Origin of the sequence: Shinella sp. NM-101 (assembly GCF_021401195.1) — a bacterium.
Taxonomy (GTDB): Bacteria; Pseudomonadota; Alphaproteobacteria; order Rhizobiales; family Rhizobiaceae; genus Shinella.
Map to the genome: position 1 here is coordinate 1 of NZ_JACBFT010000007.1, position 22,257 is coordinate 22,257.

Consider the following 22,257-nt stretch of genomic DNA (forward strand, 5'->3'; position numbering starts at 1 on the left):
ACGGCGGATGATGACCCGAGCTCTCCCACGGGCTTGCAAGCCCAAAGGTCATGCGGTCTCTCATCCGCCACCGCGACACGCACTACAGCGCCAAACGCGGGCCAAGGGAAGTTACAAAGGTCGCGGCAGCGGGATGAGGGGCTGCGCCATCCTGCGCTTACACGAAGCGATCGATATTCGCGAGCCTCGTCCTACTTCAGGATGGTGAAGCCCTGCTCGGTGAAGAAGGGGGCGGCCTTGTCGGACTTCAGGAAGTCGAGATAGGCGCCGGCGGCCGGGCTCTGCGATTCCGAAAGGATGGCGACCGGGTAGATGATCGGCGGATGGCTGTCTTCCGGGAAGGTGCCGACGACGGCGACGCCCGGATCGGCGGCGGCATCCGTCTGGTAGACAATGCCGTAGGGCGCCTCGCCGCGCGAGACGAGCGCGAGCGCGGCGCGCACGCTTTCGGCGCCCGCCACCTTGCCTTCGACGGCGGACCAGACGCCGAGCTTTTCAAGCGCGGCCTTGCCGTATTTGCCGGCCGGCACGCTGTCCACCGCGCCCATGGCGAGCTTGCCGTCGCCGACGAGATCTGCGAGGTCGAAGCCTTCCTTGATCTCGACGGTCAAGGCCTTGTCCTTCGGCGCGACGAGCACGATGCGGTTGCCGAGAAGGTTGGAGCGGGTGTCGTCCTTGATCAGCTTCTTCTCGGCGACGTAGTCCATCCAGGCAAGGTCCGCCGAGATGAAGAGATCGGCGGGCGCGGCCGCCTCGATCTGCTTGGCGAGCGCCGAGCTTGCGGCATAGGAGACGGCCGTCTCGTTGCCGGTTTCCTTCTGCCAGGCGGCATTGGCGGCATCGAGCGCGTTCTTGAGGCTGGCGGCGGCGAAGACGGTGACCTTCTCCGCGGCGGCGGCCGGCAGGGCGAGCGGCATGGCCGCGAAGGCGGCGACGACCAGTTTCAAAAGCAGACGGCGGTTCATTCCTGTTCTCCCTTTTCCTGCCTCGACGGCAACGTAATATCTCCTTGAATATATCGATGTTTCCGGCTTGGCCAGCGCTATGTTTTCAAAAATACAATGAAAGTGCCCACGCAAATCGACCGGAACGGCCGGCCTGCGGAAGCAGGCGAAGGATGGGGAAGCGGGGGCTCAGAAGAGCGCGTCGTCGAAGAGCGCCTCGTCGCTCCCGGCGGCGACCGGCGCAACGGGCATCTCGACCGTCGCGCCGAAGATCCGGGCATGGACCTCGCGCTCGCACACCATGGTATAGGTCCGCGCGATCCGGCCGCCGAGATCGGCAAGAGCCGCCTCCAGCCCGCGGGTATCGGGCAGGTCCGGCCCGGTCAGCGCGGCGGCGCTGGCGGCGCAATCGGCGAGCACGTCGCCGAGCTCGGCCTTGAAGTCGAGACCGGCGATCGTGTTGCCGGCCTTTGCGGAAATATCCGCGCCGCAGGCTCGCAGCGCCGCCATGTCCGCCTCCATGCGGTCGCCCGCGCGCCGGATATGGTCGAGGACTTCCTCCAGATGCGCATCGAGCGAACCATCCGCCGCATTGCCCGCCTCGCCGAGCTTGCCGGCATCGCCTTCCAGCGATTGCAGGGCGGCAAGGATGCGCTCGGCGGTCTCGTCGAGCTGGGCGGAAAAGGCGCGCAATTCCGCCGTCACCACGTTGATCGCCCGCCCCTCCTCGCCGAGCTTGCTGCAGCGCAGGTTGGTGTTGAGCGCCATGTACTGGATGTCGGTGCGCACGAGCTGGATCGTCTTCACGCCCTTGAGCAGTTCCTGCACCGTCTCGACCGTGCTCGAGCCGAGCGCATTGGCCTTGCCGGCCGCCTGCTCGATGTCGCGCACCACGGCGCGCGCGGCGGCGATGTCTGCCTCCAGCGTGCGCATGGCGCGGTCGGCGGAGTTGCCGTCGGCGGCGTCCATGTCGCCGTGCAGCGCCGTCAGCGCATCTATATCGACGCCGAAACTGCGGATCGTGCCGACGACGGTCCTGCATTCGCGCTCGAAATCGCGGGCGAGCCCGGCGAGCTGGTCGCGCACGAGATGGCGCACCAGCGCGGTGAGGCGCCCGCCGGCCTCGGCATCCAGCGTGCCTGCCGCAAGATAGTCCTCCAGCAGGGCGAAGGCCGACTGGCAGTGCTCGATGCGCTGGCGCGTGATATCGCCGATCTGCATGGCGGAGAGGGTCGTCGCCGCCTTGGTCTGCACCAGGCGCGCCGAGGCGCCGACCTTGCCGGCAAGCTGGGAAAGATGGCGGCGCTGGGCGGTGAGATCGGCCGCGTTGCGCGAAAGGTTGCCGGCGATATCCGGCACGCTGCGACGGAAGCGCTCCAGCGCCTCCCCGCCCCCGGCCGACGCGGCGTCGATCACGCTGCCGAGCGTGCCGATCTTCGCGCCGAGCGCATTGACCTCGCCCGCGCCGAACCGGATGCGTTCGAGGATCTCGTCCGCGAAACCGGAGAAATCGGGAATGGCGGCGCCGGTGATCTTGGCCGTCGTCGCGAAGGTGCGCAGGTAGCGCAGCGTCTCCTGCATGTCGGCAATACAAGTGCCGAGCGACTTTTCCGTCACGGCGACGCCGGCGAGGCGGGACTGGCGCGTCTCCTCGATGGCGGGCAGCGTCCTCAACCGGTCGACCGTTGCGAGCAGCTGGCCGATCGTCGCCTCGGCGGTGTCGTCGTCGAGCGAGTGCGACAGGTGCTCCAGCGAGGCGACCAGCCGGTTGAGCACGTCGAGCACGGCCAGCAGGACGACACCGCCGTCGAGGAAGCGCTGCTCGATGCGGGAACGGGCCCCTTCGAGGCGCGAGACGAGCTCGCCCTCCGCTGTCTGCCGCTCCACGCGGACTGCGCTTGCTGTTCCTGACACGCCCCACCCCATTTCCAAGAAAATCTGGGCGAACCCTAGGAGCCAACACGGTAACGCGCAGTAAATTCGCAACTCCTGATGAAGCCGAATCCCCCATGCCAGGGCGGTTTTGCGCCCTGCTACCCGAGGGTGCAGCCATCCCTAGAATTAGGGACTTATAAATAATATCACTTATTTCTAATCATCGTGAATTCCATTGAGGAACATAATCTTAGATCGATTACCTTCCCTAAGGTAAGGCATTGCGCCCCTTTCGGAACAACCAGCAATACGTGAATTTATCAACCACGCTTTACTGTTCATTAAGCCTGACTGGGAATTCTCGCGCGGGAAATACTCTCTCGCCAAACGACGATCGGGCCATCCATGCCATCCACCCTGCCCGGTGAGACGCCATTAACCTTACCGGCCTCGCTCACCATCAAGACTATAGTGTCGATCCAGGGACTCATCCTGGACCACCTGAACAATAACGGGACGACGATACTCGACATCGGCGCCGACGCGCAGGTCGATCTCAGCTTCGTCCAGCTCGTGACGGCGGCGCGCAAGCACGCTGCGTCCCGCGCGGGCCGGCTTCTACTTGCGCGGCCGGCGGCGGGGGACCTTTACGACGTACTGAAGCGCGGCGGCTTTCTCGACGAGATGACGCCGGACGCCGCGCATTTCTGGCTGCATCAGGAGAAGAATTGATGACCGCGAAAATCTTGACCGTGGACGATTCCGCCAGCATCCGGCTGACGACACGCGTCACCCTCAGCAATGCCGGCTACACCGTGACCGAGGCGGTCGACGGGCTCGACGGCCTCAACAAGCTGAAGGAAGGTGAATACGATCTCGTGGTCACCGACCTCAACATGCCGAACATGGACGGCCTGACGATGATCCGCGAGCTGCGCAAGCTGCCCGCGCATACCGGCGTGCCGGTCATCTTCCTCACCACCGAATCCGACGGCGAACTGAAGGCGCAGGCCAAGGCCGCCGGCGCCACCGGCTGGCTCACCAAGCCGTTCGATCCGGAAAGCCTCGTCAAGATCGCCCGGAAGGTCCTCGGAAAATGAGCAACCCGGACCCGATCTCAGTCTTCCGGACAGAAGCGGCCGAACTGCTGGAACTGATCGAGTCCGGCCTTCTGGACCTGACCCGCAGCCTCGACGACCGCGACCAGATCGACGCGGTCTTCCGGGGCCTGCACACGCTGAAGGGGTCGGGCGCGATGTTCGGCTTCGAGGCGCTGGCCGCCTTCACGCACCATTGCGAGACCGCCTTCGACCGCGTGCGCAAGGGCGACGTGCCGGCGACGCACGAACTGGTCTCGGCGGTGCTGTCCGCGCAGGACCACATGCGCGCCCTGCTCGAAACGCCGAACGGCGACCATGACGCGATGAGCGCGAGCCTCCTCGACAACCTTCACCGCGCCGTCAACGGCGCGGGCTCGCCCGCCCCCGCGGCAAGCGTCGCCGCCGCTGCCGCGCCGCTGACCGAAGCGCCCGGCGGCATGCGCGAATGGCGCATCCGCTTCAGCCTGCCGGTCAACGCCATGGCGAACGGCACCAATCCGCTCGGCCTGCTCGACGAGATGCGCGATCTCGGCGAATGCCGGATCGTCGCCGATGCGGCGAAGGTGCCCGAGCTTGCCGCGCTCGACCCGCGCGACATCCACCTTTCCTGGGACGTGGCGCTGAAGACCGACAAGCCGCGCAGCGACATCGAGGACGTCTTCATCTTCGTCATGGACGACATGGAGCTGGAGATCAGCGAGATCGCCGTCGAGCGTCCGGCCGCAACACCCGAGGCCGCTCCCCTGCCGAAGGCGGTGGTGGTGACGGAGCGGGAAGCGCCGGCCGTGCAGGCGGCCAACGATTCCAGGCAGGCGAAGTCCGCCGAGAATGTCCGCGTCCCCGCCGAACGGCTCGACGAGATGATGGACCGTGTCGGCGAGCTGGTCATCGCCCAGTCCCGCCTCACCCAGCTTGCGGGCGCGGCGGCCGACCTTGGCCTGCGCTCCGTCTCTGAAGAGATCGAACGCCTTTCCGGCGAATTGCGCGACACGATGATGGTGCTGCGCATGATGCCTGTCGCCAGCCTCTTCAGCCGCTTCCGCCGCCTCGTGCACGACCTCTCGCGCGAGACCGGCAAGGAAATCGAGCTCATCACCGAGGGCGAGAGCACCGAGGTCGACAAGACGGTCATCGACCGGCTCGCCGATCCGCTCGTCCACCTCGTGCGCAACTCCATCGACCACGGCCTCGAAAAGCCCGAGGAGCGCATCGCCGCCGGCAAGGACCCGAAGGGCAAGGTGCTCCTCTCGGCCCACCAGACGGGCGGCGAGGTCATCATCACCATCAAGGACGACGGCCGCGGCATCAACCGCGAGCGCGTGCGCGCCAAGGCCGAGGCCTCGGGCCTCATCCAGCCGGGCCAGGCGCTTTCCGACCCGGAGCTGTTGCAGCTCATCTTCCAGCCGGGCTTCTCCACCGCCCAGCAGGTCACCAACCTTTCCGGTCGCGGCGTCGGCATGGATGTGGTGAAGAAGACGGTGGAAGCGCTGCGCGGGGCGATCGACATCGCCAGCAAGCCGGGCGACGGCTCGGAAGTCTCGCTGCGCATCCCGCTGACGCTCGCCATCATCGACGGCCTGCTCGTGCGCGTCGGAGAGGGCTGCTACGTCATCCCGCTCTCGGCGGTCGAGGAGTGCCTGGAGCTTTCGCTGGAAGACGACCTGCGCTCGCGCGGGCGCTCCTTCATTTCGCTGCGCGACAGCCTCGTGCCGTTCCTGCGCCTGCGCGAGCTCTTCCGCACCGGCACCCAGCCCGATCCGCACCAGAAGGTCGTCGTCATCTCGACCGGCTCGGAGCGCGTCGGCCTCGTCGTCGACCAGATCATCGGCGACCACCAGACGGTCATCAAATCCATGTCCAAGCTGCACCATGACGTCGCCACCTTCTCGGGCGCGACCATCCTCGGGGACGGCAGCGTCGCGCTGATCCTCGACGTCACCCACCTGGTCGCGGCCGGACAGCACCAGGAGGCGCAAATGCGGGCGGCAGGATGAGCGAAGCGGCACGGAGACTCGACCACGACACGATCTGGGGCGCGCAGGAGGACCTTTCCGTCCTCACCTTCAACCTCAACGGCGAGACCTTCGCCATCGAGGCGACGGTCGTGCAGGAGATCCTCGATCTCCTGCCGGAAACCCACGTTCCCGGCAGCAAGCCCTTCGTTTCCAGCGTCATCAACTTCCGCGGCAAGGTGATCCCGCTCGCCGACATCCGCCTCGCCTTCGGCATGGATGCGACGGAAACCACCATCGACAGCCGCATCGTCGTCATCGAGCTCGACCTCGACGACGAGCCGACGCTGGTCGGCATCCGCACCGACAAGGTCAACGAAGTCACGACCCTCGCGAAGGTCGCCAGCGAGCCGCCGCCGAGCGTCGGCATGCGCTGGCGTCCCGACTACATCAACTGCCTCGTCAAGCGGGGCGGCGAATTCATCATCGTCCCGAACCTGCACGCGATCTTCTCCTCCCGGAAGGAACGCAGCGGCACGGCGCAAACGCCGAACTAGGCACCCAGGAGAGCCCCATGCGCTTCACCATCAAACTCAAGCTGTTCCTCACCTTCGGCTTCATGCTCGCCGTCCTCGTGGGGACGGCGGCCTACGGCATCATGAGCCTCGGCAGCCTCAACACGACGCTCAGCGACGTGCTGAACGGTCCGGCCGCGCGCCTCAAGCTCGCCCAGCAACTGAGCAACTTCCAGCTCCAGCAGATCCGCCAGCAGAAGAACATGCTCTCTTCCGCCAATGTCACCGAGACCAACCGCTATGTCGGCCTCAGCGACGAAGCGCGCAAGGAATTCGACGCGGCCTTCGAGGAGGTCGTCGCCAAGGCGACCGAGCAGGGCAAGGTGCTGTGGAGCCAGCTTTCCACCTTCACCAGCGATTTCCGCCGCAATGACGACCGCATCCGCGCGCTGGCGCTTGCCGGCGACATGGACGGCGCGACGCGCCTTTCCAACACCGATGCCCGCACGGTGACGAACGAGATCGACAAGCTGCTCGACGAGGTGGTCAAGCTGGAGGACAGCCGGCTGCATGAAGCGGAAGTCGAGGCCGAAGCGCAGTACCAGGGCACCCGGACGATCATGGTGACGGTCTCGGCCATCGCACTCCTCGTCGCCACCATCGCCGCCGTCTGGATCGTCCTTTCGATCAACCGCGGCATCAGCCGGGCGGTCGGTGTCGTGCAGAACGTCGCGGACGGCGACCTCACCCGCTTCGCGGACATTACCACGAAGGACGAGATCGGCGACATGCTCGGCCACGTCAACACGATGATCGAGCGCCTGCGCGGGGTCGTCGCCGATGCGCTTTCGGCTTCCAGCAACGTCTCGATGGGCAGCCAGGAACTCTCCTCCAGCTCCGAACAGCTCTCGCAGGGCGCGACCGAGCAGGCTTCCTCCGCCGAAGAGGCCTCCGCCTCGATGGAAGAGATGGCCGCCAACATCAAGCAGAACGCCGACAACGCCGCCCAGACCGAGAAGATCGCCCGCCAGTCCGCCAAGGACGCGGAAGCTTCCGGCGAAGCGGTCGGCCGCGCCGTCGGCGCCATGCGCACCATCGCGGAGAAGATCTCCATCGTGCAGGAAATCGCCCGCCAGACGGACCTCCTCGCCCTCAATGCCGCGGTGGAAGCCGCCCGCGCCGGTGAGCACGGCAAGGGCTTTGCCGTCGTCGCCTCGGAGGTTCGCAAGCTCGCCGAGCGCAGCCAGGCGGCGGCCGCCGAGATCAGCACGCTGTCCGGCCAGACCGTCTCCGTCGCCACCGAGGCCGGCGACATGCTGAACCGGCTGGTGCCGGACATCCGCAAGACCGCCGAGCTTGTCTCCGAGATCTCCGCCGCCTGCCGCGAGCAGGATATCGGCGCCTCGCAGATCAACGAGGCGATCCAGCAGCTCGACAAGGTGACGCAGCAGAATGCCGGCGCATCGGAAGAGATGTCCGGCACCTCGGAGGAGCTTGCCGCCCAGGCCGAGGAGTTGCAGACCTCCATCGCCTTCTTCCGCGTCGACAGTGCCGCCCGCAAGGAACCGAACCATGCCGACCGGCTGCGGGCGACCGCCGCGAAGATGGCCGCTCCCGCCGCCAAGCGGCCGGCTGCCGGCCCTGCCCATCGCCCCGCGCCGGCAAGCGCCAAGGCGGCGCGCGGCAACGGCTTTTCCCTCGACATGTCGATGGGCGGCCCGGATGCCGACGACGCGGACTTCAGGGAAAGCGCCTGATCATGGCCGGCACGTCCTCCGAATCCCAGTACGTCACCTTCTCCCTCGACAACGAGGTCTTTGCGGTCCCCGTCTCGGTGGTTCGGGAAATCCTCGACCATGAGGAGGCCTTCAGGATCCCCCATGGGCCGGACTATCTGCTGGGGCTCCGGGACGTGCGCGGCCAGGGCGTGCCGGTCATCGATCTTCGTCTGCGTCTCGGCATGACGAAGACGGAGAGGACGCCGCACACGCGCGCCCTCGTGCTCGACGTGCCGATCGGCGAGAAGACCCTGACGCTCGGCCTCGTCGCCGACCGCGTCTACGAGGTCATTCCCTTCCGCGAGGAGGAGATCGAGGGCGCGCCTGATATCGGCGTGCGCTGGCCCTCCGACTACATTGCCGGCGTCGTGCGCCGCGACGGCGGCTTCGTCGTCATCGTCGATCTCGCCCGCCTCTTCTCCGGCGCGGAAGTGGCGATGATGGGAACGGCGAACCGCCTCGCCGCGACGGCATAAGGGAGACGGGCGTGGGAGCAGCATTGCGGGCGCAGGCGGGCGAAGACGGCTTGAGCAGCCGGAACTTCGAGGCCCTGTCGCGCTATATCTACGACTACAGCGGCATCAAGATGCCGATCACCAAGCTGACGATGCTGGAGGGCCGCCTGCGGCGGCGCCTGCGGGCCACCGGCATCCCCAGCTTCAACGCCTATTGCGACTATCTCTTCAAGCATGGCGGCATCGAGAAGGAAGCGATCTTCCTGATCGACGCGGTGACGACCAACAAGACGGACTTCTTCCGCGAGCCGAAGCATTTCGAATTCATGGAGCGGACCGGCCTGCCGGAACTGGTCGCGGCCGGGCACAAGCGGCTGCGCCTGTGGAGCGCCGCCTGCTCGATCGGCGCCGAGCCCTATACGATGGCGATGGTCATGCAGGATTTTGCCGAAAGCACGCCTGGCATCGACTACCGCATCCTCGCGACGGACCTTTCGACGGACGTTCTGGCCGCCGCCCGCCGCGGCGTCTATCCGCGCGACATGGTCCAGCCCGTGCCGGCCGATCTCCAGCGGCGCCACGTGATGGTTTCGCGCGATGCCGCACGCGGCGAGGTGCGCATCCATCCGCGCCTGCGCTCGACCATCGGCTTTGCCCGCATGAACCTCATGGACAACGCCTACAAGGTGGGCGAGCCGATGCACATGGTCTTCTGCCGCAACGTGCTGATCTACTTCGACAAGCCGACGCAGGCGAAGGTGCTGACACGGCTTTGCGACTGCCTCGTGCCCGGCGGTTTCCTCTATGTGGGCCATTCCGAAACGGTCACCGGCATTCCCCTGCCGGTGCGCCAGGTCGCCAACACGGTTTTCAAGAAGATCTGATGCCCCTTCCGGCCAGGAAAATCCGCGTTCTCATCATCGACGACTCCGCGAGCGTGCGCCAGGCGCTGACCCGCGTGCTGGAAGAGGACCCCGAGATCGAGGTGATGGGGGCAGCCTCCGACCCCTTCATGGCGGCGAAGAAGATCCAGGAGGAGCTGCCCGACGTCATCACGCTCGACGTGGAAATGCCGCGCATGGACGGCATCACCTTCCTGCGCAAGATCATGTCGCAGCGGCCGATCCCCGTCGTCATGTGCTCCTCGCTGACGGAAGAGGGCTCCGAGACGCTGATGCAGGCGCTGGAGGCCGGCGCCGTCGACATCATCCTCAAGCCGAAGATCGGCGCGGCCGACCATCTTGCCGAATCCGGCACGCGCATCCGCGAGGCCGTCAAGGGCGCGGCCGTCGCCCGGCTCGGCACGAACCGGCGCAGCGCCGCGGCAAGCGGCCCCACGGCGAAGCTCACCGCCGATGCCGTGCTGCCGCCACCCTCCGGCCGGGCCATGGCCAAGACGACGGAAATGGTGGCCTGCATCGGCGCCTCGACGGGCGGCACGGAGGCGCTGCGCGTGCTGCTCGAACAGCTGCCGGCCAATTCGCCCGGCATCGTCATCGTCCAGCACATGCCGGAAAAATTCACCGCCGCCTTCGCCAAGCGGCTGAACAGCCTTTGCGAGGTGGAGGTCAAGGAGGCGGTGCATGGCGATCCCGTGCTGCGCGGCCATGTGCTGATCGCCCCCGGCGACCGCCACATGATGCTGGAGCGGCAGGGCGCGCGCTACCATGTCGCGGTGCGCGAAGGACCCCTCGTCTCCCGCCACCGGCCGTCCGTCGACGTGCTCTTCCGCTCGGCGGCCCGCGCGGCGGGCGCCAACGCCATGGGCGTCATCATGACCGGCATGGGCGACGACGGCGCGCGCGGCATGGCCGAGATGCACCAGGCGGGCGCCTATACCGTTGCGCAGGACGAGGCGTCCTCCATCGTCTTCGGCATGCCGAAGGAGGCGATCGCCCATGGCGGGGTCGACAGGATCCTGCCGCTCGACCAGATCGCCCGCGAAATCCTCGCGGCGGACCGACGCAGATAGGGCATTTTCATCCGCCATTAACCATGATGGGCGAGAGTGGCGAAGCACCATGCGAAGGTGCCTGCCCGAGCGATGACCGGCTCAAGGAACCGATCCGGAGAGGCCCATGCCCGTCATCACCTTCGCCAATACCAAGGGCGGCGCCGGCAAGACGACCGCGGTGCTGCTGCTCGCCACCGAGCTTGCCCGCCTCGGCTTCAGCGTCTCGGTGCTCGACGCCGATCCGCAGCACTGGATCACCCGCTGGCACGAGACATCGCAAAGCACGCTCGGCAACCGCCTGACCGTCGTGCCCTACGTCACCATGAACTCGATCGACCGGCAGCTTGCCGAGGAGAAGGCCCGCGCCGATTTCGTGCTGATCGACCTGCCCGGCTCGCGCTCCTCGCTGCTCGCCAAGGCTGTCGGCCATGCAGACTATGTGCTGATCCCCGTGCAGGGCTCGGCCATGGATGCCCAGGGCGGGGCCAATGTCATCGAGCTCCTGCAATATCTCGAGGACAAGGCCGATATCCGCATCCGCCATTCCGTCGTGCTGACGCGCGTCAACTCGATGGTGACGACGCGCGCGATGAACGCCGTCAAGGACCTGCTCGCCGCCCGCCGCGTGCACCTGCTCGAAACGCCGATCATCGAACGCTCCGCCTTCCGCGACATGTTCGGCTGCGGCGGCACCCTCTATTCGATGGATGCGCGCCGCGTCAGCAATCTCGACAAGGCGCAGGAAAACGCCCGCGCGCTGGCGCTGGAAGTGCTGCGGCAGATTCCCGCCGCGCGACATGCCGGCATTCCGGGGCTGCGCAACGTCGCCTGAAGCGCCGCTTGCAATTTCATGACTCTCCCCGCCGTCATGCTCAGGCATGACGTTGGCCTATCGTGATAGCGCACCGGACAAGGCCGGCCCGCTGCCGCTCGATCTGCTCTTTTGAGAAAACAAAGGTCCAGAAATGGAAAAGCCTGCCGCGGGAGGAGGTGCGGCAGGCTTTCCGATAGAACCGAATGGCGACTGGGAGGAGGAGTGCCGCCATTCCCGCAGTCGGCCTTGGGAGGAGGAGTAGGCCTTCTGCAATATCGAAGCTTCGTGGGAGGAGGTACGTTGCTTCGATAAGTGTGACTATACGCGATTCCTGATCATTTCATAGGCATCACTTTGCAAGGCAGCTATGCGTTATGCGCGTACCGTATATCTCAATTCCGTTGAATTAAGCGCCGTCCGAGCGATTCGTTCGCACATGCAAAAACGCCCGCCGGAGGGCGGGCGTCTTCGAATTCTGCCGTTTGGCGCGCGTCGATCAGAAGCCGACGGCGGCGCGGGCGACGGCCTTGATTTCCGACCGGTCGATGCCGAGGTCGCGCAGTTCGCGCGCGCTCATGCGGTCGAGTTCGTTGACGGTCTGACGGTACTTGCGCCAATTATTGAAGGAACGTGCCATGTTCATGATGATCCCCTTTCCTAGGGCTCTCTGTTCGGCACCGGTCCGTGGCGCCGCGTCTTTCGATGGCTGCGTTATAGAACTATGCTGCAATGCGGAACAGCGCTAAGGGAGCACGTCACCCATGCAGAAGGTGCATGGGTATGCTGCCCGGATGAAAACGAGGCGGTTTGCTCCTCACGCCGCGCGCAGGGCGGCTTGCTCTTCGCGCAGGAAGACGGAAATGCGCGCCAGCCCCTCGCGCAGGATCGCCTCGCCGTTCGCATAGCCGATGCGCAGGTGCCCCTCCATGTCCATGGCGCTGCCGGGTGTCAGCATGACGCCGGTGCGTTCCAGCAGCGTCCTGCAGAAGGCCTCGGAAGCGAGCGGCAGATCGTATTTCAGCAGCGCCGTCGTGCCGGATTTCGGCTTCACCCAGGAAATCAGCGGCTCGCCCTCCACCCATTCGGCGAGGATGGCAAGGTTGCGCCGGGTGATCTCGTGGCTGCGGGCGAGGATCCTGTCACGGTTTTCCAGGGCGATGGCGGCGAAATGGTCGTCCAGCATGCCAACGCTGATGGTGTTGTAGTCGCGGTGGATGGAGACCTGTTGAAGAAGCGCCTTCGGCCCGGCGATCCAGCCGAGGCGCAGGCCGGCCAGCGAATAGGTCTTCGACATGCTGCCGGTGCTGATGCCCTTTTCATAGAGATCGGCGATGGAGGCCGTCATGCCGTCGCCCTCTTGGTCCGTGCCGCGATAGACCTCGTCGCAGAGGATCCAGGCGCCGCAGCCGCGGGCGATCGCGGCGACCTGGACCAGGAAATCGCGGTCCATCAGCGAACCGGTCGGATTGTTCGGATTGTTGAGGCAGATGAGCTTCGTGCCGGGCGTGGCGAGCCGGCGCAGTTCTCCGAGGTCCGGCAGGAAGCCGTTTTCCGCGGCGAGCTTCAGGATCTGCACATCCGCACCGAAGCTTTCGGGGATGGAATAGTGCTGCTGGTAGGTCGGCAGGACCGAGACGACGCGGTCGCCCGGCTCCACAAGCGTCTCGTGCACCAGCGCGTTGGCGCCGATCGCGCCATGGGTGACGACGACATTCTCCATGGCCTGTTTCTCATAGAGGCCGGCGATCAGGCGGCGCAGCCGGTCGCTGCCCTCGATGGCGCCGTAGGTGAGCTTCATCGGCAGGAGTTCGGCGAGGATGTCGTCGCGCTTGCCGGCCATGTCGAGCAGTTCGGCGAGCGTCAGCGATTCCACGCAGGTTTCCGCCAGATTCAGCTCGCAATGGTTCTCATAGCGGTTCATCCAGATCTCGACTCCGAAATCGCGTATCTTCATGGCGGGGTCCTTTCGGGTTAGAAAGCGCAATTCGGGCAGCCTGCCCCTTCGATATGGAACGTTATGAGCAATATACTGCACAGTCAAGAACGCGGCGACGTGCTCGCCCATGTCTCCGGCAACCTGCGCCGCCTCCGGCAGGCGGCGGGGCTCAGCCAGATGGCGCTGGCGGAGGCGTCCGGCATCAGCCGGCGCATGATCGTGGCGCTCGAAGGGGGCGATGCGAATATCAGCCTGTCGAGCCTCGACAAGCTGGCGGCCGCGATGGGCGTCGGCTTCGTCGACCTCGTGCGCGACCCGGCCCGCGCGCCCTCGGCGGAGATCAACGAGGTGACGTGGCGCGGCGCGCATGCCGAGAGCACCGCCGTGCTGCTCGGCTCGGCGCCCGCGACCACCGAGGCGCAGATGTGGCTCTGGTCGCTCGGCCCCGGCGAGCACTACGAGGCCGAGCCGGACCCGGCGGGCTGGCATGAGATGGTGTTCGTCACCGAGGGGACGCTCCGGCTCACGCTTTCAGGCTCTGCGAAGGATCATCCGGCCGGCAGCTTCGCCGTCTACCGCACGGACCGGAGCTATGCCTATGCCAATCCCGGCGACACGACCGTGCGCTTCGTGCGCAACGTGATCGCCTGAGGCCGGGCGGCTTCGGGGATGCTGTCTCCCGTGACTGTCGGAACTGGTCGCTGGCGAGTCGCAGACAGGCTGCAACGACACCGGGCGAGGCCCTAAAGTCCACCTCAATTTCTCATCGGGGTCTATGAGCATGGCAGAGTTTCCGCAACAGGCGAAGGTCGTCATCATCGGTTTGGGTGGCATCGTGGGCGCGTCGATCGCCCACCATCTCATCGAACGCGGCTGGGACGACATCGTGGGCATCGACAAGTCGGGCATTCCGACGGACATCGGTTCGACGGCGCATGCCTCGGACTTCTGCTACACGACCAGCCACGATTACCTTTCGGTCTGGACGACCCAGTATTCCATCGATTTCTTCGAGAAGATGGGCCACTACGCCCGCATCGGCGGCCTTGAGGTCGCGCGCACCGGCGACGATGCCTGGATGGAGGAGATCAAGCGCAAGCTCTCCTCGGCCAAGGCCTTCGGCACCCGCGCGCATTACGTCTCGCCGGCCGAGATCAAGGAGAAGTTCCCGCTGATCGAGGAAGACCAGGTGCAGGGCGGCCTGTTCGACCCGGATGCCGGCCTCGTCATTCCGCGCTCGCAGACGGTTGCCGGCAAGCTGGTCGATGCCGCCGAGAAATCCGGCAAGCTCCAGGTCTACGGCAATACGCCGGCCACCGCGCTCATCGTCGAGAAGGGCCGGATCAAGGGCGTCGTCACGCATCGCGGCACGATCATGGCGGACCATGTCATCGTCTGCGCCGGCATCTGGGGGCGCCTCATCGCCGAGATGGTCGGCGAGGACCTGCCGGTCATGCCGGTCGACCATCCGCTCACCTTCTTCGGCCCGTACAACGAATTCGAGGGCACCGGCAAGGAAATCGGCTTCCCGCTGCTGCGCGACCAGGGCAACTCCGCCTATATGCGCGACACGGGCGACCCGAAGACCACCGAGGGCGGCCAGATCGAGTGGGGCTATTACGAGACCACCAATCCGCGCCTGTGCCATCCGCGCGACATTCTCGAAAAGCACGAGGCGCGCCTGTCGCCCTCGCAGCGCGACCTCGACATGGAGCAGATCCTCGAGCCGCTGGAAAAGGCCATGGAACTCACGCCGATCCTCGGCGAGCTCGGCTACAACGAAGGCCATTCCTTCAACGGCCTGCTGCAGGTCTCCGCCGCCGGCGGCCCGTCCTGCGGCGAGAGCCAGAAGGTGCGGGGCCTGTGGTACTGCGTCGCCATCTGGGTCAAGGACGGCCCCGGCTACGGCAAGCTGATCGCCGACTGGATGACGGACGGCCGCACCGAGATCGACCACAACTCCATCGACTATTCCCGCTTCTACCCGCACCAGCTCGAAGAGAAGTTCATCGAGGGCCGCACTTTCGAGGCGGCGCAGAAGATCTACTTCCCGGCCGTGCACAACCGCGAGCCCTATGCCTCGGGCCGCGGCGTCAAGCGCTCGCCGTTCTACGAGCGCGAAGTGGAGCTCGGCGGCTACTTCATGGAGCTTGGCGGCTGGGAGCGCGCGCATGGCTACAAGGCCAACGAGCACCTGCTGGAAAAGTATGGCGACCGCGTGCCGGTGCGCGAGAACGAATGGGACAGCCGCCACTTCTGGCGGGTCTCCAATGCCGAGCACCTGGCGCTGAGCGAGGATTGCGGCATCATCAACCTGTCGCATTTCCACATGGTCGACATCGAAGGCCCTGACCATGTCGAGCTGCTGGAATGGCTCTGCGCGGCCAAGATCGGCGGCGACGGCAATATCGGCAAGGGCATCTATACCCACTTCCTCGACGACGAGGGCATGGTGCGCGCCGACTTCACCGTCTTCCGCATGGCCGACCGCTGCCGCCTCGTCAACGGCGCCGATGCCGGCCCGCGCGACTTCCACTACATGAAGCGCGTCGCCGAGGACCGCGGCCTCGACGTCACCATCACAGACACGTCGGAGAAGTACATCACCATCGGCATCTGGGGGCCGAACGCCCGCGAGAACCTGAAGAAGGTGGTCGCCGATCCGGACGGCCTCAACGTCGAGAACTTCCCCTTCGCGGCCATCAAGCAGATCGAGATCGCCGGCAAGCCGGTCACCGCCTTCCGCATCTCCTATGTCGGCGAGCAGGGCTGGGAACTGCACATGAAGTACGAGGACGGCCTTGCCGTCTGGGACGCGCTGCGCTCCACCGGCGTCATGGCCGTCGGCGTCGAGACCTATGCCAACTCGCGCCGCATGGAAAAGAGCCTGCGCCTCCAGAACGCCGACCTTCTCACCCAGTACAACCTCATCGAGGCCGACCTTGCCCGCCCGAAGGTCAAGGAAGCCGATTTCCGCGGCAAGGCGAAGCACCTGGAATACAAGGCGCGCGATCACCAGCCCGCCATGCTGTGCACGCTCGTCATGACGGAGAATACCGACAGGAACGGCGTCAAGCGCTACCCGCTCGGCAACCTGCCGGTCATGGACCCGGAAACCGGCGAAGCCCTCGTCGACGAACTCGGCCGTCGCTCCTACACGACGTCCATCGCCTTCGGCCCGACCATCGGCAAGAACATCGCGCTTGCCTACCTGCCGCATGCCTATTGCCAGGAGGGCCGCAAGCTCAACATCGAGTATTTCGCCGAGACCTACCCGGTCGAGGTGGTCGGCATCGGCTACAAGCCGCTCTACGACCCCGAGAACCTGAAGCCGCGCACATAAGCGGCTTCGCACGGCAAACGAAAGGGCGTGCCCGCATTGCGGACACGCCCTTTTTTTCATTACGGCAGGCGTTGCCTCAGTAGACCAGCCTGTCCTCACCGTAGACGGGCATCTGCTCGTCGACCGCCGCCATGGCAGGCTCGGCCGCGCCCAGCACGACGATCGGCGTGCCGTTCTGCACGCGGCTGTAGAGGTCGACGATATCCTGGTTGATCATGCGCACGCAGCCGGAGGACACGGACTTGCCGATGGTCCACCATTCCGGCGAGCCGTGGATGCGGTAGAGCGTGTCCTCGCCGTTGCGGAAGATGTAGAGCGCGCGGGCGCCGAGCGGGTTCTTCAGGCCCGGCTCCATGCCGCCGTTCCTGGAACTGTAGGGCTCCAGTTCCGGCTGGCGGCCGATCATCTCGTCCGGCGGCGTCCAGCGCGGCCATTCGCGCTTGTACTGGATGACGCCGCGGCCCGCCCATTCGAAGCCGGCACGGCCAAGGCCAACGCCGTAGCGCATCGCCTGCCCGTCCTCATAGGTCAGGTAGAGGAAATGGCTGGATGTATCGACGACGATCACGCCGGCCCGTTCACCCGTCGGGTTCGGCACCATCTGGCGGTAGAAGCGAGGGTCGATCTTCTGATAGGGGATCGCCGGCAGCGGGAAGCGTTCGTCGGGCTTGGGCCCGTACATGGCCGCATAGATGCTGTTGTCGACCGGCTCGGGCTCGATGGCGACCCTTTCGCGGGCGGGCGTCGTGCAGCCGGCCAGAACGGTTGTGGCCAGTCCCGCGCTGCCGAGCAGGAAGGACCGGCGGGTTACGCTTTCACCAGTCAACACATATCCTCATAGGTCAATCGTCATAGGGATCGGCAAGCGCGGCCTCTGGCCGGCTGACCGGATATTTCGTGCGCGAGATCCGGGCGGCCATGCCCTTCGCTCCCTGCTGCTTCAAAAGCGAGCGGAAGCTCGGATGCATCCCGCCGTCCACATAGGCGAAGCTCGAAACCGGTGTGGCGCCGGCAAAAACGGCGTCCAGCTTCTTTTGTTCCGCACCGATCTTCGCCATCAGGTCGGATTCTGCGCCACCGGCCGTCGGAGGGCACTGGGCCAGCGGGTCGTTGGGCTCCCCGTTGACGAATTCCTTGTTGAAGACATAGCGGCCGCTACAGACCGAAACCTTCGGCTGGCGCTTCGTGAAGGCGAAGGCGTCATAACCTTCCTTCAGCGTGCGCCAGAATGGCATGTTCGGGTCGCCCTTGTGCTTTGCCATGTTGTCCGTGGTCATGCGGAAGGGATAGGCCTGCACCTGGAAGCGCTCCTGCCCGCCTTCCAGCGCCTTCTGCACGATGGCATAGATCTCTCCGACGCCCTGGTCGGTCATGGCGTAGCAGCCCGAGGAGGAGCAGGCGCCGTGCACCATCAGCGCCTCGCCGGTATAGCCGAGCGCCGATTCCAGCCGGTTCGGATAACCGAGGTTGAATGAGACGTAGTATTGCGAGTTCGGGTTCAGCATGCCGGCCGAGACATGGTAGAAGCCTTCCGGCGCCTGGCGGTCGCCGATCTTCGTCTTGGGGCCGAGCTTTCCGGACCAGCGGCACATCGGATAGGTCTTGAAGAGCGCATATCTGCCGCTCGCATCGACCTTCCAGACCTCCAGCTCGCTTTCCTGCTTGAAGATGCGCACGAGCACGGGGCTTTCAGGCTTCATCTTCCTGGCGGCCATCTCGGCCTTCACCTTGCTGGACAGCTTGGGCGCCTCAGCGAGCGAGGCGACGTCCATGGCCATGCAGCCCGCGAGCAGGCCACCGGCGACGGCGGCGGCGGCGAGCCGGGCGAAAAGCGAAAGACGCGAACGGGCGGTTTGACGGGACTGGCGGTGGCGAAGCGCAAACATGGGTCGTTTTCGTTGTTCGGGATCCGTGGCGCGCCGCATCGGAAGGCGACGCATCTCGATACCAGAGTCCAAGCGATTGCTTAGAACTTCGTTAATCTTATGGCCTGCATCGGCCCTCGCGCGGCATCATGCCCTATCCGGGACCCCGAATCCGGGGCCTTCGGCCTGACGGAGCTTAAACCCGCAAGCCGTTTCCGCTTCAAGACCAGCTTTGCGGCTTTCTTTCGTCCTGACATCACGGATCGAACAAAAAAGCGTCAAAAGCCTGCACCCTGCCATCAAAACTTGATTTGCCGACGCTCGCGCCACATCTGTGATGCAGTTCATGCGACGAGGGCAGGCGATGCTGACGATCGGCGATCTTTCCAGGCAGACGGGCGTCAAGGTTCCCACCATCCGCTATTACGAGCAGATGGGGCTGCTTTCCCATGCCGAGCGCTCGGAGGGCAACCAGCGGCGCTATTCCAGCGACGAGCGCGACCGCCTTGCCTTCATCCGCCATGCCCGCGACCTCGGCCTGACCATCGATGCCATCCGCGAGCTGATCGAGCTCAGCCAGCATCCCGAACATCCCTGCCGCGACGCCGACCGCATCGCCGCCGAGCAGCTCGCCACCGTCCGGCGCAAGATCGCCCGGCTGCGCAAGCTGGAGGCGGAGCTGGAGCGCATCACCAGCCATTGCCATTCCGACCAGATCCGCGACTGCTACGTCATCCGCGCGCTCGCCAACCACGACCTCTGCGCCGACGACCACGACTAGGACGCGGCGAGCAGCCTCAGCTTCTGCAATTGGGTTTCACGCGGCTCGTGCATGTCGAGCATGCCTTGCAGGCGGCCGTCAGTGCGCACGAGGAAGAGCCCGGCCGTGTGTTCCATCGTGTAGCTGTCCGACGCCGTGGGCACCTTGCGGTAAAAGGCCGAGAACGCCGCCGCCGCCGCCTTCGTCTGCAAGGCATCGCCGCGCAGCGCGACGATCCGCCGGTCGAACGCGGTCATGTAGAGCTTCAGGAGCTCCGCGGTATCGCGCTCGGGATCGATGGAGACGAAGAGCGGCGTGATGCGATCCGCCGCCGGGCCGAGCGCCTCCAGGAGCGCGGTCAGCTCGAAGAGCGCGGTCGGGCAGACATCCGGGCAATGGGTGAAGCCGAAGAAGACGAGATAGGGCTTTCCCGCGAGATCGGCCGAGCGGAAGGGCTTTCCGTCGGTCGTCTGCAAGGTGAAGGCGCGCTGTTTCGGTCGATCGGCTTGCGGCACGAGGGCCGCGGCCGTCGCCCCGACGATCGCGGCCCCGACGCAAATGCCGAAGAATATCCTGCGCCTCATCCCTTGATGGGCCTCAGCAGGCGCAGGGCGTTCAGCGTGACCAGCACAGTGGCGCCGGTATCGGCGAGGATCGCCGGCCAGAGGCCGGTGATGCCGACGATGGTCGTGACCAGGAAGACGCCCTTGAGGCCGAGCGCGATGACGATGTTCTGCGTGATGTTGCGCATGGTGCGCTTCGAGAGGTCCGTCATCAGCGCGACGTCGCCGACGCGGCCATGAAGGATCGCGGCATCGGCCGTTTCCAGCGCCACGTCCGTGCCGCCGCCCATGGCGATGCCGACATTGGCGGCGGCAAGCGCCGGGGCGTCGTTGATGCCGTCGCCGATCTTGCCGACGACGAAGCCCTCGCGCTGCAATTCGCCGACGATGCGCTGCTTGTCCTCGGGCATCAGCTCGGCGCGGACCTCGATGCCGAGTTCGGCGCCGACGGCTTTCGCCGTGCGGGCATTGTCGCCGGTCAGCATGATCGTCTTGATGCCGGCATCGCGCAGGGTCTTCAGGCCGGCGGCGGCGTCCGCGCGCGGCTCGTCGCGCATGGCGATGGCCCCGGCGAGCACGCCGTCGACGATCAGCATGGAGACGGTCTTGCCGTCGTCGTTGAGCGCCGTGGTGGCGGCCTTCACCTCTTCGGAAATGCTGGCCCGCTCGGCGGCGGCCTTCGGCGAGCCGAGGAAGATGCCCTTGCCTTCGACGGTGGCCGTGACGCCCTTGCCGCCCAGCGCGCGGGAGCTACTGGCGGTCGGAAGGGCGATGCCGTCCTCGGCCCCCCTGCCGAGAATGGCGAGCGCCAGCGGGTGGCTGGAGCCAGCCTCCAGCGCGGCGGCAAGGCGCAGCACCTCTTCGGCCGGCTGCGCGAAGGCGACGACATCCGTGACGACAGGCTTGCCCTCGGTCAGCGTGCCGGTCTTGTCGAAAGCGATGGCGGTGAGCTTGCCGAGGCCCTCCAGCACCGCGCCGCCCTTCATGAGCAGGCCGCGGCGCGCGCCGGCCGAAAGCGCGGCGGCGATGGCGGCGGGCGTCGAGATGACCAGCGCGCAGGGGCAGCCGATCAGGAGGACGGCGAGGCCCTTGTAGACCCATTCGCTCCAGACGCCGCCGAGGAGGAGCGGCGGGATGATCGCGACGAGCGCGGCGACGGCGACCACGCCGGGCGTGTAGTATTTGGAGAAGCGGTCGATGAAGCGCTCGGTCGGCGCCTTCGATTCCTGCGCCTCCTCGACCAGCTTGATGACGCGGGCGATGGTGTTGTCGGCCGCCGCGGCGGTGACGCGGATGCGCAGGGCCGCATCGCCGTTGACCGTGCCGGCGAAGACCGTGTCGCCGGTCTCCTTGCGCACGGGCGTGCTCTCGCCGGTCACGGGTGCCTCGTCGATGGCGCTCTCGCCCTCGACGATCGTGCCGTCGGCGGAGATACGGTCGCCGGGACGCACGAGGATGACGGCGCCGACGGCGAGCGATTCGGCGGGCACTTCCCTGGTTCCGCCCTCCCCTTCCAGCAGCGCCGTCTTCGGCACGAGGGCGGAGAGCGAGCGGATGCTGTCGCGCGCCTTGCCGGCGGCGACGCCTTCCAGCAGTTCGCCGACGAGGAAGAGGAAGACGACCGCCGCCGCTTCTTCCGTGGCGTTGATGATCACCGCGCCCACGGCGGCGATGGTCATCAGCATCTCGATGGAGAAGGGCGTGCCGGCGAGCGCGGCCATGATGGCGCGGCGGGCGATCGGCACGAGGCCGACGGCCATGGCGACGATGAAGGCATAGGTGGCGATGGCCGGGAAGAGATGGCCGATGCCGTAGGCGATGACCAGCGCCGCCCCGGCGAGGATGGTGAGGCGGCCCTTCCGGCCCTTCCACCACGGCCCTTCGGAGGGACCGTGGTCGTGGCCGTGCAATCCTTCGATCGCCGCAGCTTTCGGCTCATGGGCGTGGTCATGGCCGGCGTGATCATCATGCGCATGATCGTCATGATTGCAGGAGGGGCCGTGCTCATGGTTCCCGGCCTGCTTTTCCGCCGCACCCGGCGTCACGGTGTAGCCGAGGCCGGAGACCTTGCGCTGGATCGCCTTGAGATCGCTCGTCCCGTCGTGCTCGACGCGCATCGTGCCGGCGGTCACGGAAACGGAGACGTCGGACACCCCGGGCATGCGGCGCACGGCCGTGTCGATCTTGCTGGCGCAGGAGGCGCAATCCATGCCCTCCACCCGGAAACGCGTCTCTTTCACATCGGTCATCGCACAATCCTCTTCAGTCTCTTGAGGATGTTGTACGACCTCTAGCGACTAGAGGTGCAAGTGCCGATTTCAAAAAAATCAGGGCAAAGTAGCGCATTGAAATCCGCCGCGCGCCTGTGCTAGAGAGCGCCTCACTTATTGCAGGTTTCATCTG

At 66.0% G+C, this 22,257-nt stretch carries 20 protein-coding genes; 12 read left to right on the top strand and 8 right to left on the bottom strand.

Features of this window, described 5'->3' with window-relative positions:
- Window positions 1–191 precede the first annotated feature (191 nt).
- Both modA and L0976_RS14500 read right to left on the bottom strand, forming a co-directional pair.
- Window positions 192–965, bottom strand: a complete 774-nt coding sequence (gene modA, locus L0976_RS14495) for a molybdate ABC transporter substrate-binding protein (protein ID WP_234188029.1) — start codon at window positions 963–965, stop codon at window positions 192–194.
- Between the two features lie 168 nt (window positions 966–1,133).
- Entirely contained in the window at window positions 1,134–2,858 is a 1,725-nt protein-coding gene (locus L0976_RS14500; protein ID WP_234188030.1) for a chemotaxis protein, read from the bottom strand.
- Between the two features lie 366 nt (window positions 2,859–3,224).
- On the opposite strand from L0976_RS14500, the gene L0976_RS14505 reads away from it, so the two are divergent.
- The 9 genes from L0976_RS14505 (at window position 3,225) to L0976_RS14545 (ending at window position 11,405) form a co-directional block, all read left to right on the top strand.
- Window positions 3,225–3,551 (top strand): STAS domain-containing protein, encoded by a 327-nt coding sequence (locus tag L0976_RS14505; RefSeq protein WP_203317957.1) that lies wholly within the window; start codon window positions 3,225–3,227, stop codon window positions 3,549–3,551.
- The gene (locus tag L0976_RS14510; protein WP_234188031.1) at window positions 3,551–3,919 is read left to right on the top strand and encodes a response regulator; all 369 of its coding nucleotides are present in this window, start codon (window positions 3,551–3,553) and stop codon (window positions 3,917–3,919) included. The genes L0976_RS14505 and L0976_RS14510 overlap by 1 nt, the downstream gene beginning before the upstream one ends.
- Window positions 3,916–5,913: a chemotaxis protein CheA gene (locus L0976_RS14515; RefSeq protein ID WP_234188032.1), complete on the top strand. Its 1,998-nt coding sequence runs from the start codon at window positions 3,916–3,918 to the stop codon at window positions 5,911–5,913. Before L0976_RS14510 ends, L0976_RS14515 begins: the two co-directional genes overlap by 4 nt.
- The gene (locus tag L0976_RS14520; protein WP_234188033.1) at window positions 5,910–6,428 is read left to right on the top strand and encodes a chemotaxis protein CheW; all 519 of its coding nucleotides are present in this window, start codon (window positions 5,910–5,912) and stop codon (window positions 6,426–6,428) included. The genes L0976_RS14515 and L0976_RS14520 overlap by 4 nt, the downstream gene beginning before the upstream one ends.
- A 17-nt stretch (window positions 6,429–6,445) precedes the next feature.
- Window positions 6,446–8,143, top strand: coding sequence for a methyl-accepting chemotaxis protein (locus L0976_RS14525; RefSeq protein ID WP_234188034.1), 1,698 nt, complete (start codon window positions 6,446–6,448; stop codon window positions 8,141–8,143).
- Window positions 8,144–8,145: 2 nt separating this feature from the next.
- Window positions 8,146–8,640: a chemotaxis protein CheW gene (locus L0976_RS14530; RefSeq protein WP_234188035.1), complete on the top strand. Its 495-nt coding sequence runs from the start codon at window positions 8,146–8,148 to the stop codon at window positions 8,638–8,640.
- A gap of 11 nt (window positions 8,641–8,651) precedes the next feature.
- Window positions 8,652–9,503, top strand: a complete 852-nt coding sequence (locus L0976_RS14535) for a protein-glutamate O-methyltransferase CheR (protein ID WP_234188036.1) — start codon at window positions 8,652–8,654, stop codon at window positions 9,501–9,503.
- Window positions 9,503–10,591: a chemotaxis response regulator protein-glutamate methylesterase gene (locus L0976_RS14540; RefSeq protein ID WP_234188037.1), complete on the top strand. Its 1,089-nt coding sequence runs from the start codon at window positions 9,503–9,505 to the stop codon at window positions 10,589–10,591. Before L0976_RS14535 ends, L0976_RS14540 begins: the two co-directional genes overlap by 1 nt.
- Before the next feature lie 106 nt (window positions 10,592–10,697).
- Complete coding sequence (locus tag L0976_RS14545; protein ID WP_234188038.1) at window positions 10,698–11,405, top strand: ParA family protein; 708 nt, start codon at window positions 10,698–10,700, stop codon at window positions 11,403–11,405.
- Between the two features lie 478 nt (window positions 11,406–11,883).
- Here the strand turns inward: L0976_RS14545 and L0976_RS14550 are convergent, their stop codons facing one another.
- A complete protein-coding gene (locus L0976_RS14550) occupies window positions 11,884–12,030 on the bottom strand; it encodes a DUF1127 domain-containing protein (protein ID WP_234188039.1) in 147 nt (48 codons plus the stop codon).
- A 171-nt stretch (window positions 12,031–12,201) separates the two neighbouring features.
- Entirely contained in the window at window positions 12,202–13,341 is a 1,140-nt protein-coding gene (locus L0976_RS14555; protein ID WP_234188040.1) for an aminotransferase, read from the bottom strand.
- Window positions 13,342–13,404: 63 nt separating this feature from the next.
- Here L0976_RS14555 and L0976_RS14560 point away from each other — a divergent pair, with 63 nt between their 5' ends.
- Both L0976_RS14560 and L0976_RS14565 read left to right on the top strand, forming a co-directional pair.
- Window positions 13,405–13,974, top strand: coding sequence for a helix-turn-helix domain-containing protein (locus L0976_RS14560; protein WP_203317946.1), 570 nt, complete (start codon window positions 13,405–13,407; stop codon window positions 13,972–13,974).
- A 130-nt stretch (window positions 13,975–14,104) separates the two neighbouring features.
- Complete coding sequence (locus L0976_RS14565) at window positions 14,105–16,666, top strand: FAD-dependent oxidoreductase (RefSeq protein WP_234188041.1); 2,562 nt, start codon at window positions 14,105–14,107, stop codon at window positions 16,664–16,666.
- 76 nt (window positions 16,667–16,742) lie between these two features.
- Here the strand turns inward: L0976_RS14565 and L0976_RS14570 are convergent, their stop codons facing one another.
- Complete coding sequence (locus L0976_RS14570; protein WP_203317944.1) at window positions 16,743–17,492, bottom strand: L,D-transpeptidase; 750 nt, start codon at window positions 17,490–17,492, stop codon at window positions 16,743–16,745.
- Window positions 17,493–17,508: 16 nt separating this feature from the next.
- Window positions 17,509–18,552, bottom strand: a complete 1,044-nt coding sequence (locus tag L0976_RS14575) for a hypothetical protein (RefSeq protein ID WP_370643680.1) — start codon at window positions 18,550–18,552, stop codon at window positions 17,509–17,511.
- 343 nt (window positions 18,553–18,895) lie between these two features.
- Between L0976_RS14575 and L0976_RS14580 the strand changes: the two genes are divergently transcribed.
- Complete coding sequence (locus tag L0976_RS14580; protein WP_234188042.1) at window positions 18,896–19,312, top strand: helix-turn-helix domain-containing protein; 417 nt, start codon at window positions 18,896–18,898, stop codon at window positions 19,310–19,312.
- Here L0976_RS14580 and L0976_RS14585 read toward each other — a convergent pair.
- Entirely contained in the window at window positions 19,309–19,875 is a 567-nt protein-coding gene (locus L0976_RS14585) for an SCO family protein (RefSeq protein ID WP_234188043.1), read from the bottom strand. The two genes, L0976_RS14580 and L0976_RS14585, sit on opposite strands and share 4 nt — an antisense overlap.
- Complete coding sequence (locus tag L0976_RS14590) at window positions 19,872–22,103, bottom strand: heavy metal translocating P-type ATPase (protein ID WP_234188044.1); 2,232 nt, start codon at window positions 22,101–22,103, stop codon at window positions 19,872–19,874. The genes L0976_RS14585 and L0976_RS14590 overlap by 4 nt, the downstream gene beginning before the upstream one ends.
- Window positions 22,104–22,257: the final 154 nt, after the last annotated feature.

Bases quoted from the DNA above. Each gene is read 5' to 3' on its own strand.
- L0976_RS14550 (WP_234188039.1), bottom strand. From the start codon at position 12,030: ATGAACATGGCACGTTCCTTCAATAATTGGCGCAAGTACCGTCAGACC.
- L0976_RS14530 (WP_234188035.1), top strand. From the start codon at position 8,146: ATGGCCGGCACGTCCTCCGAATCCCAGTACGTCACCTTCTCCCTCGAC.
- L0976_RS14540 (WP_234188037.1), top strand. From the start codon at position 9,503: ATGCCCCTTCCGGCCAGGAAAATCCGCGTTCTCATCATCGACGACTCC.
- L0976_RS14555 (WP_234188040.1), bottom strand. From the start codon at position 13,341: ATGAAGATACGCGATTTCGGAGTCGAGATCTGGATGAACCGCTATGAG.
- L0976_RS14515 (WP_234188032.1), top strand. From the start codon at position 3,916: ATGAGCAACCCGGACCCGATCTCAGTCTTCCGGACAGAAGCGGCCGAA.
- L0976_RS14545 (WP_234188038.1), top strand. From the start codon at position 10,698: ATGCCCGTCATCACCTTCGCCAATACCAAGGGCGGCGCCGGCAAGACG.
- L0976_RS14590 (WP_234188044.1), bottom strand. From the start codon at position 22,103: ATGACCGATGTGAAAGAGACGCGTTTCCGGGTGGAGGGCATGGATTGC.
- L0976_RS14580 (WP_234188042.1), top strand. From the start codon at position 18,896: ATGCTGACGATCGGCGATCTTTCCAGGCAGACGGGCGTCAAGGTTCCC.
- L0976_RS14520 (WP_234188033.1), top strand. From the start codon at position 5,910: ATGAGCGAAGCGGCACGGAGACTCGACCACGACACGATCTGGGGCGCG.
- L0976_RS14585 (WP_234188043.1), bottom strand. From the start codon at position 19,875: ATGAGGCGCAGGATATTCTTCGGCATTTGCGTCGGGGCCGCGATCGTC.
- modA (WP_234188029.1), bottom strand. From the start codon at position 965: ATGAACCGCCGTCTGCTTTTGAAACTGGTCGTCGCCGCCTTCGCGGCC.
- L0976_RS14505 (WP_203317957.1), top strand. From the start codon at position 3,225: ATGCCATCCACCCTGCCCGGTGAGACGCCATTAACCTTACCGGCCTCG.
- L0976_RS14565 (WP_234188041.1), top strand. From the start codon at position 14,105: ATGGCAGAGTTTCCGCAACAGGCGAAGGTCGTCATCATCGGTTTGGGT.
- L0976_RS14525 (WP_234188034.1), top strand. From the start codon at position 6,446: ATGCGCTTCACCATCAAACTCAAGCTGTTCCTCACCTTCGGCTTCATG.
- L0976_RS14510 (WP_234188031.1), top strand. From the start codon at position 3,551: ATGACCGCGAAAATCTTGACCGTGGACGATTCCGCCAGCATCCGGCTG.
- L0976_RS14575 (WP_370643680.1), bottom strand. From the start codon at position 18,552: ATGTTTGCGCTTCGCCACCGCCAGTCCCGTCAAACCGCCCGTTCGCGT.
- L0976_RS14560 (WP_203317946.1), top strand. From the start codon at position 13,405: ATGAGCAATATACTGCACAGTCAAGAACGCGGCGACGTGCTCGCCCAT.